This window comes from Sphingobacterium sp. UBA1897 (assembly GCF_002337775.1).
In the GTDB taxonomy this organism is placed as follows: domain Bacteria; phylum Bacteroidota; class Bacteroidia; order Sphingobacteriales; family Sphingobacteriaceae; genus Sphingobacterium; species Sphingobacterium siyangense.
Window position 1 is genome coordinate 196,990 of sequence record NZ_DDGR01000004.1, and the last position, 16,331, is coordinate 213,320.

Annotated in this window: 16 protein-coding genes; 7 read left to right on the plus strand and 9 right to left on the minus strand. The window is 37.6% G+C overall.

Going from position 1 to position 16,331, the window contains the following annotated elements:
• Window positions 1-450 carry a hypothetical protein gene (locus B4N43_RS03650; protein ID WP_286732843.1) on the plus strand — a complete coding sequence of 150 codons (450 nt, stop codon included), beginning with the start codon at window positions 1-3 and terminating at the stop codon, window positions 448-450.
• On the opposite strand, the gene B4N43_RS03655 is transcribed toward B4N43_RS03650, so the two are convergent.
• Window positions 451-1,176 carry a hypothetical protein gene (locus B4N43_RS03655; RefSeq protein ID WP_286732845.1) on the minus strand — a complete coding sequence of 242 codons (726 nt, stop codon included), beginning with the start codon at window positions 1,174-1,176 and terminating at the stop codon, window positions 451-453.
• A 253-nt stretch (window positions 1,177-1,429) separates the two neighbouring features.
• On the opposite strand from B4N43_RS03655, the gene B4N43_RS03660 reads away from it, so the two are divergent.
• A complete protein-coding gene (locus B4N43_RS03660; protein ID WP_286732846.1) occupies window positions 1,430-1,879 on the plus strand; it encodes a hypothetical protein in 450 nt (149 codons plus the stop codon).
• Window positions 1,880-2,334: 455 nt separating this feature from the next.
• Here B4N43_RS03660 and B4N43_RS03665 read toward each other — a convergent pair whose 3' ends face one another.
• From B4N43_RS03665 to B4N43_RS03675, 3 genes are read right to left on the minus strand one after another with little or no spacing between them, the layout of a single operon-like run.
• Window positions 2,335-2,790, minus strand: a complete 456-nt coding sequence (locus B4N43_RS03665) for an NUDIX domain-containing protein (protein ID WP_075993991.1) — start codon at window positions 2,788-2,790, stop codon at window positions 2,335-2,337.
• 38 nt (window positions 2,791-2,828) lie between these two features.
• Window positions 2,829-3,575 carry a hypothetical protein gene (locus B4N43_RS03670; RefSeq protein ID WP_075993990.1) on the minus strand — a complete coding sequence of 249 codons (747 nt, stop codon included), beginning with the start codon at window positions 3,573-3,575 and terminating at the stop codon, window positions 2,829-2,831.
• Between the two features lie 52 nt (window positions 3,576-3,627).
• Window positions 3,628-4,818, minus strand: coding sequence for a DEAD/DEAH box helicase (locus B4N43_RS03675; protein ID WP_286732847.1), 1,191 nt, complete (start codon window positions 4,816-4,818; stop codon window positions 3,628-3,630).
• A 227-nt stretch (window positions 4,819-5,045) separates the two neighbouring features.
• Between B4N43_RS03675 and B4N43_RS03680 the strand changes: the two genes are divergently transcribed.
• Window positions 5,046-7,460, plus strand: a complete 2,415-nt coding sequence (locus B4N43_RS03680; protein WP_286732849.1) for an alpha-ketoacid dehydrogenase subunit alpha/beta — start codon at window positions 5,046-5,048, stop codon at window positions 7,458-7,460.
• A 62-nt stretch (window positions 7,461-7,522) separates the two neighbouring features.
• On the opposite strand, the gene B4N43_RS03685 is transcribed toward B4N43_RS03680, so the two are convergent.
• From B4N43_RS03685 to B4N43_RS03705, 5 genes are all read right to left on the minus strand, one after another.
• Window positions 7,523-8,377, minus strand: a complete 855-nt coding sequence (locus tag B4N43_RS03685) for an ROK family protein (RefSeq protein ID WP_286732851.1) — start codon at window positions 8,375-8,377, stop codon at window positions 7,523-7,525.
• Window positions 8,364-9,470, minus strand: a complete 1,107-nt coding sequence (aroC, locus tag B4N43_RS03690; protein ID WP_075993987.1) for a chorismate synthase — start codon at window positions 9,468-9,470, stop codon at window positions 8,364-8,366. Before aroC ends, B4N43_RS03685 begins: the two co-directional genes overlap by 14 nt.
• 204 nt (window positions 9,471-9,674) lie before the next feature.
• Window positions 9,675-10,925: a 3-phosphoshikimate 1-carboxyvinyltransferase gene (aroA, locus tag B4N43_RS03695; protein WP_286732853.1), complete on the minus strand. Its 1,251-nt coding sequence runs from the start codon at window positions 10,923-10,925 to the stop codon at window positions 9,675-9,677.
• Complete coding sequence (locus B4N43_RS03700) at window positions 10,925-12,037, minus strand: chorismate mutase (protein WP_046671824.1); 1,113 nt, start codon at window positions 12,035-12,037, stop codon at window positions 10,925-10,927. The genes aroA and B4N43_RS03700 overlap by 1 nt, the downstream gene beginning before the upstream one ends.
• Window positions 12,038-12,083: 46 nt before the next feature.
• Window positions 12,084-12,908 carry a prephenate dehydratase gene (locus B4N43_RS03705; protein ID WP_046671823.1) on the minus strand — a complete coding sequence of 275 codons (825 nt, stop codon included), beginning with the start codon at window positions 12,906-12,908 and terminating at the stop codon, window positions 12,084-12,086.
• A gap of 572 nt (window positions 12,909-13,480) precedes the next feature.
• Between B4N43_RS03705 and B4N43_RS03710 the strand changes: the two genes are divergently transcribed.
• From B4N43_RS03710 to B4N43_RS03725, 4 genes are read left to right on the plus strand one after another with little or no spacing between them, the layout of a single operon-like run.
• Window positions 13,481-13,957 carry a thermonuclease family protein gene (locus B4N43_RS03710; protein ID WP_083663844.1) on the plus strand — a complete coding sequence of 159 codons (477 nt, stop codon included), beginning with the start codon at window positions 13,481-13,483 and terminating at the stop codon, window positions 13,955-13,957.
• 14 nt (window positions 13,958-13,971) lie between these two features.
• Entirely contained in the window at window positions 13,972-14,841 is an 870-nt protein-coding gene (locus tag B4N43_RS03715; RefSeq protein WP_286732856.1) for an EamA family transporter, read from the plus strand.
• A complete protein-coding gene (locus B4N43_RS03720; RefSeq protein ID WP_286732859.1) occupies window positions 14,838-15,455 on the plus strand; it encodes an IMPACT family protein in 618 nt (205 codons plus the stop codon). Before B4N43_RS03715 ends, B4N43_RS03720 begins: the two co-directional genes overlap by 4 nt.
• Window positions 15,452-16,306, plus strand: coding sequence for a nucleoside phosphorylase (locus B4N43_RS03725; RefSeq protein ID WP_286732860.1), 855 nt, complete (start codon window positions 15,452-15,454; stop codon window positions 16,304-16,306). Before B4N43_RS03720 ends, B4N43_RS03725 begins: the two co-directional genes overlap by 4 nt.
• The last annotated feature ends 25 nt before the right edge of the window (window positions 16,307-16,331 follow it).

Sequence of the window (16,331 nt, forward strand, 5' to 3'; positions counted from 1 at the left end):
ATGGATATTTTAAAAATTATAAAAGAGGTCATTAACTCCTTTCTCACATCATCATTTATCAGCAAATTGATATTTTTTATATCTGCTTTCTTTGCCCCTATATACGAGCTGTATATTTTACTTATATTCTTGGTTTCGGTTGATTATCTGATGGATTTAGCTGTATGGTTTTTTAAAGCTGATAAGCAAACAACCAAGGTTTGGGATGTAACCAAGCCTTTCATAATCAAATTGATAATGTATTCCGTGCTAGTAATAACCGTTAACAGCGTTCAAATGCACCTGATTAAAGAAGCTTTTGAGTTGTTTAAAATGGTTATTGCTATTCCAATTATTGCGGAATTACTCGGTATTGTAGCAACGGTTGAAAGATATACAGGAGTGAGGATTGTCGATAAATTAAAGCGGTATTTGGGGAATTGGGTTAAGATTAATGAACCAAATAATTAATTATATAAATACCGTGTTGCTCTCTCTTTTTTCCAATGTCGAGGTAAAGTTATTATAGGAGAAAATAAAGGTTTTTGAATATTGAAATTCAAAGTTGTCGAAGTAAATTAAATCAAACCTAATTAATTCTTCAAAACGATTCATTTTGTCTGTTGATTTCAATAAAGACAAAGTTTGCAATACTTTTTCATCAATTATTGCTAACCTTAATTTTTTGTCTTTCATTATCATTGAAATGTGAGCGATATATTTATCACCGACTGTTTTGTATGATGCTTCAAAGTTATCCACTTTGAATTTTGCAATTGATGATATTTGTATATCTAATGCGTTATTGTCGACTATGGAGAACGTTAAATAATCAAAACTGAAAGGAGTTAAAGGTAAAAGTTGGGGATTTTCAACAGTAATTTCCGCCTTATATCTAGCTCTTATATCAAAAGCTGTTAATCGGTTAATTTTTTCTTGGTCTCTTTGGACAGTCATTTGAGAACGTAATGTTTGATATAAAAATACTGCTGTTACTAGTGTAACAATGACCATTACCCAATCGGAGACAGTGCCATATTCTTCTGGATTGAATTTAAATGGCATCCAAGGGTGGTTACTAGCTATAAGAACAATAAATACAATAAGCGAAATAATAAACAGGCCAACAAGAATAAGAGCTAAATTTTCATTTTTACGTTTAAATCTAGTAAACCAAGAACCTGATTTTTTATCCATGAGAATAGGGGCTAATATTATTTAGCCGTTAAAATACATATTTTGTAAAGAATATTCAATACTACCAAACTCCTTATTTCTAAAATTTGGCTATATGCCTGTTTTTTAGTATATTTGCTTATGGTAATGCCAGTTACTGAAAACAAGACATAAAACAAAACAATGATTTTATTAAAATGTGAATTATAACATAGCCGTGTTGGGGTGCTTGTTATATTTTTATTGTTGTACCCCAATAGTTATGTAATTAAAAATGAATAACAATGAAATCGCTAGGAACTTAGAAGATTTAACAGTTTCTAGACTGACAGCAGTGTCAAAATTGTACAGAGTTGATTGTAGTACCTCTAACATTGTAAGGCTTCATAAAGCTTTAAAGCAAGTTGTAAATGAAGCTAAAAGAACGGAAGTAAAGACAACGGTAGAAGTCGAACATGATGAAGTCATTGACATGTTCAATACTGTTGAGGAGGGAATCAAAGCGTATAAAATAAAATATAGTCGGTCAACATTTCCCAAAGATTTGAATATTTATCAATTGATTGAGGATTTTAGGAAGCTAAGCCCCCCTCAAATTATTCGTGAAGTATTGAAAGGTAAAGAAGATAATAGAACAAATCTAAAAGTAAATTCTAAAACTAGAAAAGGTGAGATTGACTTTGATAAACTTATTGAGAATGAAATGAAATTAGGTTTATTATAATAGAATCTTGTTCTAATGATTATTAAAGAGGTTTTTTACCTCTTTTTTTTGTTCTATAAAAGTTCTAAAACGCTATTTAAACGAAAATAAGATGGGTTGTTACAAAAGAAAAAGATATTTTATTTAAAATGTTCTAGATGAAAAACTAGCTTTAAATGCATTTTAAGGGTGATTTCAAATAAATAAGGCGATACGGGGAGTATCGCCATAAAATCACACTAACTATTAAAAAACCTATAGGACTAGGAATTTACAAATTCAATAAACCAATGTATGTATCCATCCCACGCTTCTCTACTTTTATTCCTCGTCACATGCGAGATGTCAAATAAATAATAAAATGTAATTATTAAGGTCAATACTTTAAAAAAATCAAGTATTTCCATTGGTTTACGTAAAGATATGTCTTTATTTTTTAAATACAAATAAAAATGATGAAAATTGAAAAATTATTATTATTTGACTGTTTTTAAGAATTCTTCCCAGGCGATTTGATCTGTTTTGAAGGTCAAATCTGCCGTTAAAACCGATTCAATTGGTACCCATCGAAAAGATTGGAGCTTATTATCTTCAGGTCTCTGATCAGGATCGAAATCAAAAGCTTTGGTAGTCGTTCTGATCTGAATAGCTGAGGTATTCTTTACCTGATAGTAAATCGATATGATTTGGCTATCATTAAAGCTTGATTTCTCATAAAAGTCTGTGGTGTAAATATGTTTAACCACAGCAATGTCAAAATCACATTCTTCCTGATACTCTCGGATCAAAGCATCCAATAAGCCTTCCCCGTATTCTAAGCCCCCACCAGGGAATTTGGTAAATGAAACATTTTCCGTTCTTTCATCGCTGATCAATACCTCTTGATTTTCATTGATCAATATTCCGTACACTCTTACGTTAAATGGAAACATGGGTTAATTATGTTTGTATATATTTAGTTTCTGTTTTTTTACAGTGGCATAAAACCATTGTCTACTGCAAATTCATCCAATCCGATATAGGAATAATGTCTGGGAAGAAACCAGCCTATTGCTTCCATGATATTGGTAAATTCTTTTTCAGTCCTGAATTGGTTTGCAACGATATTGAATGCCAAATCTTGTGAAGCATTTTCTTCATCTTTATAATTACGGGCAAGGAGCATAACCTTTGTGTTCTTTACGCCATAATAATCCAAAAATTCACGTAATTGGTTGCGGACAGCCTGAGGAAGAATTGTCTCTGCAGGTTGCCCCACTAATATTTCTTCATCTTTGCCTATAATCGTTTGTTCATTTTTCTTAGAGAAAACACTATCATCTGTATAAAACTCTCCGTTTAAAAAGTAGTTAACTAAGTCGCCATAGGTGAATACCCAATCAGGGTTTTCATTTTGTGTATTGATAGCAATACCAAAACCTTTTGGCAACACGAAATCCTTTAGCCGATTTTTAATGACAAAAGCCTGAAAGTTCTGATCCTTCGGAACACTTTCGAGTTGAAAATAGGGAAATCCGTCAGGTCCAACAACCACTTCTGTTTCTGCTAATTTTAAGGTACATTCAGCAATATTAGCCAGAAATATATCACGCCACTCTTCATCCCGCTCTTCAAAGGGAACTTCCATCAGGCTATTTATTATAATCGTTTTTTCAAGGTCTCCCAATCGATTATCATTCGCATTGTTGCTATCGTCAAATAAATGTATTGTATTCATCTCGGATTGTGATTTTTTGATTTGCTGGTAAAAGTAAAAGAATATTTATTAATTAACGACGTTTTCTTGATTTCGAGGCGCCTTTTCGTTGATTGTTTTGGCTACTGGAAAGCATTTTCTCCCAGCTCAATAAATAAGGATGTTGATCATCAATTTTAATTTGCCGTTTTAAGGATAACTGTAATTTTATCCACTTTTCATTGTCCTCTGCATCGCAAAAGGTAAACGCCTTTCCCGCCGCTTCCGAACGGCCTGTTCGACCAATTCGATGCGTATAGAGCTCAGGGCTATCCGGAATCTCGTAGTTTATGATAGCCTCTAGGTCTGGAAAATCTACACCTCGAGCCAAGAGGTCCGTCGCAATTAATACACGTACCTCTTTTTGTCTGAACTTATCAATAATCTCTTCTCGTTTTTGCTGTGATTTATCGCCATATAATGCAGAGCAAGAAATGCCGTGTCGATCTAGATCTGTTGCGATCCGTTCGACTGCATGAACTGTTCGCGTGAAAACAATTACCTGCCGTGAAACACGGTTCTCAAGGATATAACGGAGAAGATTCTTTTTATCATTTTTATCGACATAGAGTACAGATTCTTCTATTTGGCCTTTTTTGGTCTTTGCTTCTAGGTTGATCTCGACAGGGTTACTTAATCTCTTTCGAACAATTTTTTCGATTTCAAGGGTTTTCGTTGCTGAACTGAAAATGGTTTGTCTCTCAGCGGGCAATGTGCCGATAATTTTATTGAGTTCTTTCGTGAAACCAAGATCCAACAATTGATCGAATTCATCGATCACCAATGTATCTATCGTTTTTAGATCGATAATACCTTGTTCAATAAAATCCAACAAACGTCCTGGAGTAGCAAGGATCATCTGGGCTTTCGGATAAACTTCAAGCTGACTTTCATAAGTTCCCCCACCATAGAAACTAGCGATAGTCAAATCCAAACCATCGATAAGGCCTGATATGCGCTGTTTGGTCTGTATACAGAGTTCACGTGTAGGAAGGAGTATAAGGACCGATAAGTGGTCTGCGGTAATCTTGGTTCGTAAGCGCTGAATAATAGGGATGGCGAAAGCCTCCGTTTTTCCCGTGCCGGTTGGGGCAATCGCCAAACAGTCTCTACCTTCCAAAATGGCAGGGATAGCTATTTCTTGAACAGGTGTAAGCGAAGAAAGCTTTTGTTTTTCAAGATTAGCGACAAGGATTTTATCGAGTTTAAGTGCTGAAAAATTCAAAATAATGAATGTAAAACCCAAAAATAAAAATTAAAAAGGACAATGGTGTTTTTGCCTGCTTATAGGAATTAAAAATCTGTAAAAATTAGGATTTTTTGTCAAAAAGTACTAATTTGAGAAATTAGAATATTCTATTTCAAATCTGAGTTATTGATTATCAATTTATTTGATAAACACCAATTATATAGAATAATATTTTTGTTAAATTTGTTGAAACAAAAAAGAATATGTTTGATACTGCATTTGACCAAAACAATGAATCTATTTCCACTTTGAGCTTTGACGAGTTCAAAAAGATTATTGTGAATGATTATCGAACTGCCTTAGAAAGTCGTTACGTGAGTTTATTGGGACGTAAAGAAGTGCTTACAGGTAAGGCTAAGTTTGGTATTTTTGGCGATGGAAAAGAATTGGCACAAATCGCGATGGCTAAAGTTTTCAGAAATGGGGACTGGCGGTCGGGATATTACCGTGACCAAACATTTATATTTGCTTCTGGCATCAGTGATGTCTACCATTTTTTCTCTCAATTATATGCCCATCCCGATGTCGAGGCAGATCCTTCTTCTGCAGGAAGGCAAATGAACTGCCATTTTTCGACTCGTGTTGTGGACGACCAAGGGAACTGGTTGGATCAAATGGTTCAGAAAAACTCGTTTTCAGATATTTCGACCACCGGTGGTCAGATGGCAAGATTGCTGGGCTTGGGCTTGGCTTCTAAGTTGTATAAGCAGAATAGAAATTTAGACTACCTATCTTATTTTTCAAATAGAGGAAATGAAGTTGCATTCTGCACTATCGGAAATGCAGCGACTTCTGAAGGCGTATTTTTTGAAGTTATTAATGCCGTAGGTGTTCACCAGATTCCAACAGTGATTTCTATTTGGGATGATGGATATGGGATATCTGTGCCCAATGAAATTCAGACAACAAAGGGAGATATCTCAGAAGTCCTCAAAGGTTTTCAGAAGGAAGAACTGACAAACGGAATTGAGATATTCAAAGTGAGAGGATGGGATTATGCGGGTTTATGTGAAACGTACGAACAGGCTGCCCATATTGCTCGCGAGAAACATATTCCATGTTTGATTCATGTGACCGAATTGACGCAGCCTCAAGGACATTCTTCTTCAGGTTCACACGAACGGTATAAATCGCAAGATAGATTACAATGGGAAACTGACTTCGATTGTCTAGCGAAAATGAAAGAATGGATCTTAAGTTCTGGTATTGCTACCATAGCGGAATTGGATCAATTGGATCAACATGCCAAAGACCATGTTCGTCAAGAACAAAAACGAGCTTGGGCCGATTATATTAAAACGTTGAGCATTGAAGCTAGGGAAGCCATTGATTTACTTCAGGGTATTCCAAATGAGCGGGCTGATTTTGCGTCAAAGAAATTACAATCGATGGTTGAGCCTTCTTTGAAAGAGGTTTACGGCCAGATTCGCAAGGTATTGCACGAGCTTAAAGGTCAGCATAGTGATGGGCGCCAGCAATTGTTAAATTGGTATAAAGAGAAGCAGGAACTGAATGAGAAACGTTATAATTCGAAATTATTTACAGATGGTGTAGATTCACCTGCTCATGTGACGGTCGTACCTGCAGTCTATAGTGAAGAAGCTAAAGTGGTCGATGGACGTGAGGTTTTGAATCTATGTTTTGAAGAGAACTTTAGACGTGACGAAAGACTATTAGCATTTGGAGAGGATGTCGGTAAGATTGGAGATGTGAATCAAGGTTTTGCAGGTTTACAAGAAAAGCTTGGCGTGCATCGCGTATTTGATACCGGTATTCGGGAGAATTCAATTATAGGAAAAGGACTAGGTTTGGCAATCCGTGGACTTCGTCCAATTGCTGAGATCCAATACCTGGATTACCTAATCTATGGAATTACGGTAGCAAGTGATGATTTGGCAAGTTTAAGTTACCGCACCTTTGCTGGTCAGAAAGCACCATTAATTATTCGTACACGGGGTCATCGATTGGAAGGTATATGGCATTCGGGCTCACCTATGTCGGTAATTTTAGGATCCTTAAGAGGTTTGCATGTATGTGTGCCGCGTAATATGACACAGGCAGCAGGCATGTATAATACGTTGTTCCGTTCTGACGAACCGGCTATTGTTGTCGAATGTCTGAATGGGTATCGTCTAAAAGAGCGTCTACCAGAAAACGTTGGTGAATTTACGGTGCCAATCGGTTATGCCGAATGTGTTAAAGAGGGAAGCGATATTACTGTAGTATCCTATGGTTCAACTTTACGTGTTGTTGAAGAAGCAGCCGTGGAACTGGAGCGCTTGGGGATATTTATCGAAATTATTGATGCACAGACATTGCAGCCTTTTGACAAAGGAAAACTTTGCGCCGAATCGCTGAAGAAAACAAATAAACTACTTATTGTAGATGAGGATGTGCCAGGCGGGGCTTCAGCTTTCATCTTACAAGAGATCTTAGAGAAGCAAAATGGCTACTATCTATTGGATAGTCAGCCGAGGACACTGACTGCAAAAGCACATCGCCCACCATATGGTTCCGACGGGGATTATTTCTCGAAGCCATCTTCTGACGATGTTGTCGAGACAGTTTATGCCATTATGCATGAAGCTAATCCAGAAAAATATCCATCTATGTTTTAATAGATGGATATCTTTTTTTGTTTGACTAAGCTAAGTATTCCAACGAGGAATGATATCTTTTCTTAACTGAATATACTCGCAGCACCAATCATAGCTGCTTTTTCACCAAGTATTGCGGTGTAAATCTGAAATCTTTCAAATTCTTTTCGGTCACCAATGAAAATAGGTAGCGCCTTAGCGATATTGCCACCGATTATAAATATTTCAGAAGAATGTTTCTCTGCGAAGAACTGCATAAAATCAAAGAGATGTTTAGCATATTCATCTCTGATAATTTGAAATTCCTCAGTTTCCCGATGATTATCTAAAATCTCCTTAAGTCCCGTAACATCTTTTCCTGCTACTTCTTTGAAACGCTTGACGAACCACCGTGTGACAAGAAATTCTTCGAAAATACAATCTTCATAAGGGCTGTTCCATAGGGCGGCATCAAAGGCCTTCTCACCTTTATTCCATACCGCAGACCCAAGTCCAGTACCCAACGTAATTCCTAATATCCGGTTGTTTGTTTGCAAGTTCTGTACGAATATTTCACCTTGTAGGAAGGCTGCTGCGTCATTGATAAAGTGAATAGACGTAGGCGAAAGTCCCAATTCTTCAGCTAAAAGAGTTTTGACATCTTTATTGTAAAGATTGTCATACTTGCTTTGTCCCTGTATTTTAGATATTCCATTTTCGTAGTCAAAGGGGCCCGGCATAGCAATGCCGATGAACTGAATAGGAGCAGGAGAAGTGGCTATGATATCGCGTATAGCGGATGCCCAGGTTTGTAAAATCGTTTTAGCATCTCCTTGAGAAAAAACGTGGTTTCTGGCCACGTTTTCTAAGTATATATTCCATTGTTTTGTGTCAATGATACAGGCAGAAATATGTGTGCCTCCAATATCAACACCTACGACATAATTATCTTGCAGCATGTTTGTAACTTTGATTTTTAAGTAGATGATCCGCGATTACAAGTGCTGCCATAGCTTCCACAATAATTACTGCTCTCGAAACAACACAAGGGTCATGTCTTCCCTTGCCACTTGCAATAGCAGGGTTGCCATGGATATCCACTGTTTCTTGATCTCTCATGATAGTGGCAACAGGCTTAAATGCTACTTTAAAAGTAATATCCATACCATTTGAAATCCCTCCCTGAATCCCTCCAGAGAAGTTGGTATGTGTGTGCACTCGATTTAAATCATGGTCATCTGCTACAAATATATCATTATGTTCGGAACCTCGCAACTCCGAACCTGCAAAACCTGAACCATATTCAAAACCATGTACAGCATTGATGCTCATCATTGCTTTTGCTAGGTCTGCATGGAGCTTATCAAAGACCGGGTCGCCTAAACCAACAGGGACATGTCTGATGACAGCCGAAATACGTCCGCCAACTGTGTCACCTGCTTTTCTGACCGAGTCTATAAACTCAACCATTTCATTTGCTGTTGCTGGATCTGCACAACGTGCAATGTTAGCTTCCCGTAATTCAAGCAAAGCTTTTAGATCTTTGGTATCTACATTTGGCGCCTCTATGGTGCCTACCCCAGAAACGTGGGCAAAGATTTCTATACCAAATTGATTCAGGAAGCTTTTTGCTACTGCACCTGCAGCAACACGGGCAGCGGTTTCCCTCGCCGAAGACCGTCCACCGCCTCGATAGTCACGGATACCATATTTCATCTGATAGGTGAAATCAGCATGGGAAGGTCTGAAGATATCTTTGATATGTGTGTAATCTTTCGAACGCTGGTCTTCATTTGGAATAACAATTGCTATTGGTGTTCCCGTTGATTTCCCTTCGAATACGCCAGATAAAATCTGTGCGGTATCACTTTCTTTTCTTTGTGTCGTGATCTTAGATTGACCTGGTTTACGTTTATCGAGCTCAGACTGGATAAATTCCTCGTCGATTGTTATATTTGAAGGGCAACCATCAATAATTACACCTATAGCTTTGCCGTGTGATTCGCCAAAAGTGCTAATTCTGAATAAATCGCCAAATGAATTTCCTGCCATAAAAATTAAATTTCAATAAACTTAGATAAATTTGCCTTTAAATGCAATTCTAAAGCACTAGACTAACTACAAATTTATGGATCTGTAACTCGTATATGGCCTTATAGATTACATCACAATTTTCTGTCCCAGGCTAAAGGCTATCTGGGAGATTGAATAATAAAACAGAGATTAATGTTGATGTTAATCCCTGTTTTTAATATGTTAGTCAATTACAAAAGCTTGCGCTTGTAAATGTTTCCAAAAATCAGGATATGATTTTTCTACAACTTGAGGTTCAGCAATCTTGATTTGGTCAAAAACTAATGCCAGCGGTGCAAATGCCATCGCCATACGGTGATCCTCGTAAGTGTCGAAGGTAACATCTTCAGGCTGATATACCCCTGCTGTTTTCAGGTGATAGGTATCACCATCTTCGATCAATTCAGCACCGAACTTTGCGATTTCGATCTGTAATGCAGCGATACGGTCGGTCTCCTTAATCTTTAAGGTTTCTAGGCCTGTAAAGGAAACATCACGTTTTAAAGCCGCTGCGACAACGACTACTGTTTGCGCGAGATCAGGACATTCTTTAAAGTCGAACAACGTTTTGTCTGAATTGATTTCTTTTTTATTTAAATGCAATCCATCCGATTCAAAGCTCGAATAAACACCAAAATGTGCCATAATGTCTGTGATGGCAATATCGCCCTGTAAACTATGTTGTCTTAGTCCGGGCAATACAATCGATGCAGTTGCGTCGGCTAGTGCTACAATAGCATACCAGTAGGATGCTGCGCTCCAATCTGGCTCGACATATATGGTTTGCTTTTCAAATTCTTGCGGTGCAATTTTAATCGCATTCTCCGTCCATTCATGTTGGATCCCGACACTTTTAAGCATATCTAAGGTCATGGATACATAAGGTCTGGAAGTTAATTCGCCTTCAATCTCTAAGGTAAGTCCCTTTTTTAATGCCGGAGCAATTAATAGCAAGGCCGATATGTATTGACTGCTGATATTTCCTTTGATCTTAACACGGTCTTTTCCTTGAAATAATCCACCTTCAATCTTCAAAGGAGGATACCCCGCCTTTTTTTCATAATGGATTTCGGCGCCAATTTCTTTCATGGCATCGACCAATATTCCGATTGGACGCTGTTGCATACGCTCTGTCCCCGTCAGGATGAAATTTCCTTTAACAAGGTTGAGGTAAGCTGTAAGGAAGCGCATAGCCGTTCCTGCAGGGCCTATGTCAATCGTATTATAACCGGGTTGCGGTTCTGATGCGATTTGCAATACGCGGTTTAGGGTAACCGTATCTGCAGCCTCAGAGAGGTTGGCTATTTCAACATGTCCTTTACTCAGCGATTGGATAATAAGAGCACGGTTGCTCTCAGATTTTGAACCTGTGAGTTGGACCGTGCCCTGTATTTTTTTTGAAGGATGCGTCAGCGTGATGACTTCTTGATTCATTATGCTTCTGCTGTTGGTTGCTCCTGAGTATTCATGACCGCATTTTGTTTGCGGATAGATTCGTTGTGAATTAATTCCAGGAATTTCGTCGCAAATTCGCTACCCAAAGAAAGCGCTTCCGCTAATTTAGTGCGTTTTTGAACAATTTCATCCCAACGGTTAACTTGCAAAATTGTCACGTTGTTATCGCGTTTGTATTCGCCGATTTTCTCAGCTATTTTCATGCGTTCACCAATTTTTTGGATGATCAAATCATCTAATTTGTCGATGTTGCTACGCAATTCTGCTAATTTATCTTCGAATGAAGGATTGTCAGAAGCTGCTTTACGCAACGTCAAGTGGTCGATCAACTCGGCCAATGCAGCTGGCGTTACTTGTTGTTTTGCGTCAGTCCAAGCGACAGATGGATCAATATGTGATTCGATAATCAATCCTTGCATATCCATATCCATTGCTTTTTGTGCGATGTATGGTAACAATTCGCGGTTTCCACAAATGTGACTTGGGTCGTTGATGATCGGTAGATTAGGACAAGCAGTTTTTAACTGAATCGCTAAATCCCACATTGGTTCATTACGGAATGCTGTTTTCTCGTAAGAAGAGAAACCTCTATGGATAGCACCTAATTTTTTGATACCAGCACGGTTGATACGTTCCAATGCACCGATCCACAACGATAAATCTGGGTTTACAGGGTTTTTAACAAATACTGGAATATCTACACCTTGTAAAGCATCAGCAATTTCTTGTACGGTAAATGGATTGGCAGTTGAACGTGCACCTACCCATAGTACATCCACACCAGCAGCCAAAGCTTCTTCCACGTGTTTTGCAGTAGCAACTTCAGTAGCTGTTAATAAACCTGTTTCTTCTTTCGCTCTTTTCAACCACTCCAAACCAATTGAACCGATACCTTCAAATTCTCCCGGACGAGTACGTGGCTTCCAAATACCAGCACGTAAAATATTTACTTTTCCGGTATTTGCCAACAAATGCGCTGTCGATACCAGCTGCTCTTCTGTTTCTGCACTACAAGGGCCTGCGATAATTAAAGGTTTGTCTCCTGTGTCCAACCAAGATTTTAAAGGAGTGATGTCTAATGTATTTTTCATGTTAAGTTTGATTATCTATTTTAATATTGTATGCGTAAATTGTTAATTATAGTTTTTCGTTTTTGACATACTCGCCCATAATATTGAAATTGACACTATGTTTGAGTACTTTACGTATTGCTGCTTCGTAGTCTGTTTGTTTTTTCCATTCTACATCAACGAAAAAATCATATTCATTGCGTTTTCCGATTACCGGCATTGACTGAATTTTGCTCAAGTTGATATTCTGTTCGGCAAAGCATTGTAAAATAGTCGCCAGAGATCCTACTGTATTTCCTGTTTGGAATGATAATGATGCTTTATTGGCATTCTTATGTTCGACAACTTCATTAGATAATACTAGGAAACGCGTTGCGTTCTTTTTATTGGTTTCGATTCTCTTTTCTAATATTTCAAGACCATAGATTTCAGCGGCCAATGTCCCAGCAATTGCAGCAGTATCCGTTAATTTTCGCTCCGCAATCATTTTCGCAGTTGCAGCGGTATCAGATCCCTCGGTTATACGTACACCTTCAAGTTCAGAAAGAAATTCTTCACATTGGCGAATGGCAATTGGATGCGATTCGATGTGTTTAATATCCTTTAATTTAACGCCTGGCAATACCATGAGATTCTGTTGAATGTTTAGGTAAACTTCCCCAGTGATATGGAACTTGTAGTCTCTCAATAAATTATAATTCGGTAATAGACTTCCCGCAATTGAATTTTCGATCGCCATAACGATATAGTCGACTTTTCTTTGCTTCAGCAATTCACAAGTTTTTTTAAATGAATCACATTCTACAATTTCAACTTCTCTTCCGAAAAATTTAAATGCGGCCTCTTCATGAAATGAAGCCTTTGCTCCCTGTATTGCAATTTTTAAACTCATTGTTTTTTTGTTCGCTATGTTGTCTCCAAAAAAAAGAGTCCCGATCATTTGAACCGGGACTCTTCTTGTTTGTATTTTTTATGATTTATACACAATCTAATCCCGGCTCTTATTTTTAAAATAAAAGAAGTTAAAATAGAAATATGTATACGTTCTGTTCATCCTGTTGTTGTTTGACATTTCAAATGTACGAATGTTTTTGAAATATCAAAGGAAAAAATAATTTTTTATTATAAATATTGAGTTAATTTAATGATTTTTTTATGTGTTTTTATGTGATTTTTTTGATTAATTTTTAGTGATTTATTTGTAATGTTTTTAAAGTGTTTATTTTGCTTTAATGTTGGTATTGTGTTGTTGTTTAGTTATTTAAGTTTTTGTTTTGTTGTTTTTCTTTTATAATAAATTATGTTTTAGTGTTATTTTTTATATTGAAAATAACTGTATTTTTATGTGATTTTTTACTGTTTTTTTTGTATTAAATTTATGTGTTTTTAATATTAATATTTCCGTTTTTTTTGACTGTTTTGTTGAAAAAGTATTTTACTACCTTTGGGCAAACGCTGGATTTTATGCTAAAACGAAGTAATTTTTATGTATGTGGATGTATGATCTGTTTTTTATTGACAGGTTTTACTTTTAAAGGAGAGGAAAAAGATGCGAAGGTAAAGCGCGTTATCGATGGTGATACCTTTGTCATTGAAAATGGAACCTCAAAAGGGGAGAAAGTTAGGTTGATAGGGGTAGATGCCCCGGAAACGAGACGGACAGCACGCAAGGAAATCGGTTACTATGGTCAAGAAGCAAAGCAGTATTTAACGGCAATGCTGAATGGAAAAAGTGTAAAGTTAGTCTTTGACGTTGGAAAACGGGATCGGTATGGAAGACTTCTTGCCTATGTGTATATTGGAAAGAAATTCGTCAATCGGGATTTGGTTGAACAGGGGTATGCAGTATCCTATACACTAGCACCAAATGTACAATATGCAGATTTATTTGTAAAATTGGAACGTCAGGCTCGTCAGGAGAAACGCGGCCTTTGGAAATAAATGAATTTTGAATCATGATTTTTGTTTTATTAAGTGTCATCTGCAGCGTAACCGTTGCTGTTTTATTAAAATTGGCAAAACAAAATGGAGTCGAAACTAAACAAGTTATTGTTTGGAATTACCCCATGGCGGTTGCGCTGACCTATTTTGTATTGCAACCGGATCTAAAATCGCTCGTATGGGATGCTATGCCGGTTACGTTCTATAAGAGTCTGGCGATACTACTTCCAGGGATGTTTGTTTTTATAGCTTTGTCCATTCGCTATAGTGGTTTGGTCAAGACAGAGATTGCACAACGCCTATCGTTGTTTATTCCCCTGCTTGCATCATTTTTCTTCTTTCATGAAAAAATGGAGGGGCATAAGATGCTCGGAATAGTCCTTGGTTTATTGGCTATCCTATGTTCTATTGGCTGGCAAAAAAATCAGCATAATAGCTCGATGGCTGATAGTCGTTATAAAGCGCTTTATCCATTATTGGTATTTATCGGTATGGGTATAATTGATATCCTCTTCAAACAGGTCGCCTTGCATGTTATTATACCTTATATCAGTTCCATGTTTATTATCTTTGTGATGGCGATGTTTATTGCAATGGTGCTATTGCTGTATTTCCTTTTTGTGGAAAAGCAACGTTTTTCAAGGCAAGCTGTGGGATATGGATTGGTTTTGGGAGTATTTAACTTCTGTAATATCCTATTCTATATGAAAGCGCATCGTGCCCTACCAGACAATCCATCAGTCGTATTTACTGGGATGAATATTGGTGTGATCTCATTGGGCGCTCTAATTGGCGTCTTATTTTTTAAAGAAAGGTTATCATTATTGAATTATTTAGGCATAGCGCTTTCTATTGTTTCAGTTTTAATCATAGCATATCTATGAGTTTATTTGAAGATACTTACCGGACTATTGATGCAAAATACGAGGGAATTTTTAGGGATAAGGGCAGTAAATTTATTGCTTATGCTTTTCCATTTAAATCCGAAGACCAATTAAAAGATCTGATCTTGGAAGTGAAAGCGATTCATCCGAAAGCTAGACACCATTGTTGGGCTTATCGTCTCACGCCAGATCGTGCTGTTTTTCGTGTGAATGATGATGGAGAACCGTCGGGGACAGCAGGACGCCCAATTTTGAACGTTCTCCTGTCGATGGGTGTAACCAATGTTATCGTGATTGTCGTTCGCTATTTCGGTGGTACATTATTGGGTGTCCCAGGCTTGATTAATGCCTACAAATCAGCAACCCAAGATGCTTTGACCCAAGCAGAAATTATCGAGCGTACAGTGAATGACCATTATGGTATTACCTTCGATTACCTCCATATGAATGATATTATGCGGATCATAAAGGAAGAGGGCGTCGAAGTTGAAAAGCAGGAATTTGATAATCAGTGTTATTTGGAGTTTGAAGTCCGAAAAATGCAAGTCAATCGAGTTGTTGATCGGTTTTCCAAAATAGAAGGTTGTCAGTTAACTTATTTATATACGATATGATCAACGAATCGGAATTGATTTTAAACGCAGATGGCAGTATATATCATCTGAATTTGTTGCCGGAAGATCTGGCAAGTACAGTAATTACGGTCGGTGATCCAGACCGTGTAGCGAAAGTCTCGAAACACTTTGATCGTATTGAACTCAAAAAAGGGAAGCGTGAGTTTATTACGCATACCGGCTATCTGGGAAATAAACGGTTGACGGTAATCTCAACAGGTATAGGTACTGATAATATAGATATTGTATTGAATGAACTGGATGCGCTGGCGAATATTGATTTTGCCAATATAACCGTAAAGACTTCGCTGACTTCATTGGATATTATTCGCATTGGAACTTCTGGAGCGGTACAACAAGATGTTGAGATGGGAACTATTTTGGCCTCTGCATATGGAATAGGTCTTGATGCATTGATGAACTATTATCAGGGATCTTACGACGGCGAGGAGCAGGCGCTTCAAGTTGCGCTAGCCGAATATTTTTCCGCATTAAACTTAAAGCCCTACGTTGCAAAAGCTGGCGCAAGCCTTCTGGATCGAATAGCCTTTGATTTACCGAAGGGAGTAACCTTGACTGCGCCCGGATTTTATGCTCCGCAGGGAAGGACTGTCCGATCAACTAATACGATTCCCAATTTTATAAACTTGATCAGCTCCTTTCAATATAAAGATCAGCGTTTCACCAACCTGGAAATGGAAACAGCGGGTATTTATGCATTGGCTAACATGTTTGGACATCAGGCTTTATCCATCAATGCAATTTTGGCAAGTCGGGTAGATGGCCGGTTTTCTTCCGCACCTGAAGAAGTTGTGGATAAAGCTATACAGCTCGTTTTGGAGCGTATTTAACCGTTTGTCTGTGCAGGCAAGGGAG

Bases quoted from the DNA above. Each gene is read 5' to 3' on its own strand.
- B4N43_RS03650 (WP_286732843.1), top strand. From the start codon at position 1: ATGGATATTTTAAAAATTATAAAAGAGGTCATTAACTCCTTTCTCACA.
- B4N43_RS03655 (WP_286732845.1), bottom strand. From the start codon at position 1,176: ATGGATAAAAAATCAGGTTCTTGGTTTACTAGATTTAAACGTAAAAAT.
- B4N43_RS03660 (WP_286732846.1), top strand. From the start codon at position 1,430: ATGAATAACAATGAAATCGCTAGGAACTTAGAAGATTTAACAGTTTCT.
- B4N43_RS03665 (WP_075993991.1), bottom strand. From the start codon at position 2,790: ATGTTTCCATTTAACGTAAGAGTGTACGGAATATTGATCAATGAAAAT.
- B4N43_RS03670 (WP_075993990.1), bottom strand. From the start codon at position 3,575: ATGAATACAATACATTTATTTGACGATAGCAACAATGCGAATGATAAT.
- B4N43_RS03680 (WP_286732849.1), top strand. From the start codon at position 5,046: ATGTTTGATACTGCATTTGACCAAAACAATGAATCTATTTCCACTTTG.
- B4N43_RS03685 (WP_286732851.1), bottom strand. From the start codon at position 8,377: ATGCTGCAAGATAATTATGTCGTAGGTGTTGATATTGGAGGCACACAT.
- aroC (WP_075993987.1), bottom strand. From the start codon at position 9,470: ATGGCAGGAAATTCATTTGGCGATTTATTCAGAATTAGCACTTTTGGC.
- aroA (WP_286732853.1), bottom strand. From the start codon at position 10,925: ATGAATCAAGAAGTCATCACGCTGACGCATCCTTCAAAAAAAATACAG.
- B4N43_RS03700 (WP_046671824.1), bottom strand. From the start codon at position 12,037: ATGAAAAATACATTAGACATCACTCCTTTAAAATCTTGGTTGGACACA.
- B4N43_RS03705 (WP_046671823.1), bottom strand. From the start codon at position 12,908: ATGAGTTTAAAAATTGCAATACAGGGAGCAAAGGCTTCATTTCATGAA.
- B4N43_RS03710 (WP_083663844.1), top strand. From the start codon at position 13,481: ATGCTAAAACGAAGTAATTTTTATGTATGTGGATGTATGATCTGTTTT.
- B4N43_RS03715 (WP_286732856.1), top strand. From the start codon at position 13,972: ATGATTTTTGTTTTATTAAGTGTCATCTGCAGCGTAACCGTTGCTGTT.
- B4N43_RS03720 (WP_286732859.1), top strand. From the start codon at position 14,838: ATGAGTTTATTTGAAGATACTTACCGGACTATTGATGCAAAATACGAG.
- B4N43_RS03725 (WP_286732860.1), top strand. From the start codon at position 15,452: ATGATCAACGAATCGGAATTGATTTTAAACGCAGATGGCAGTATATAT.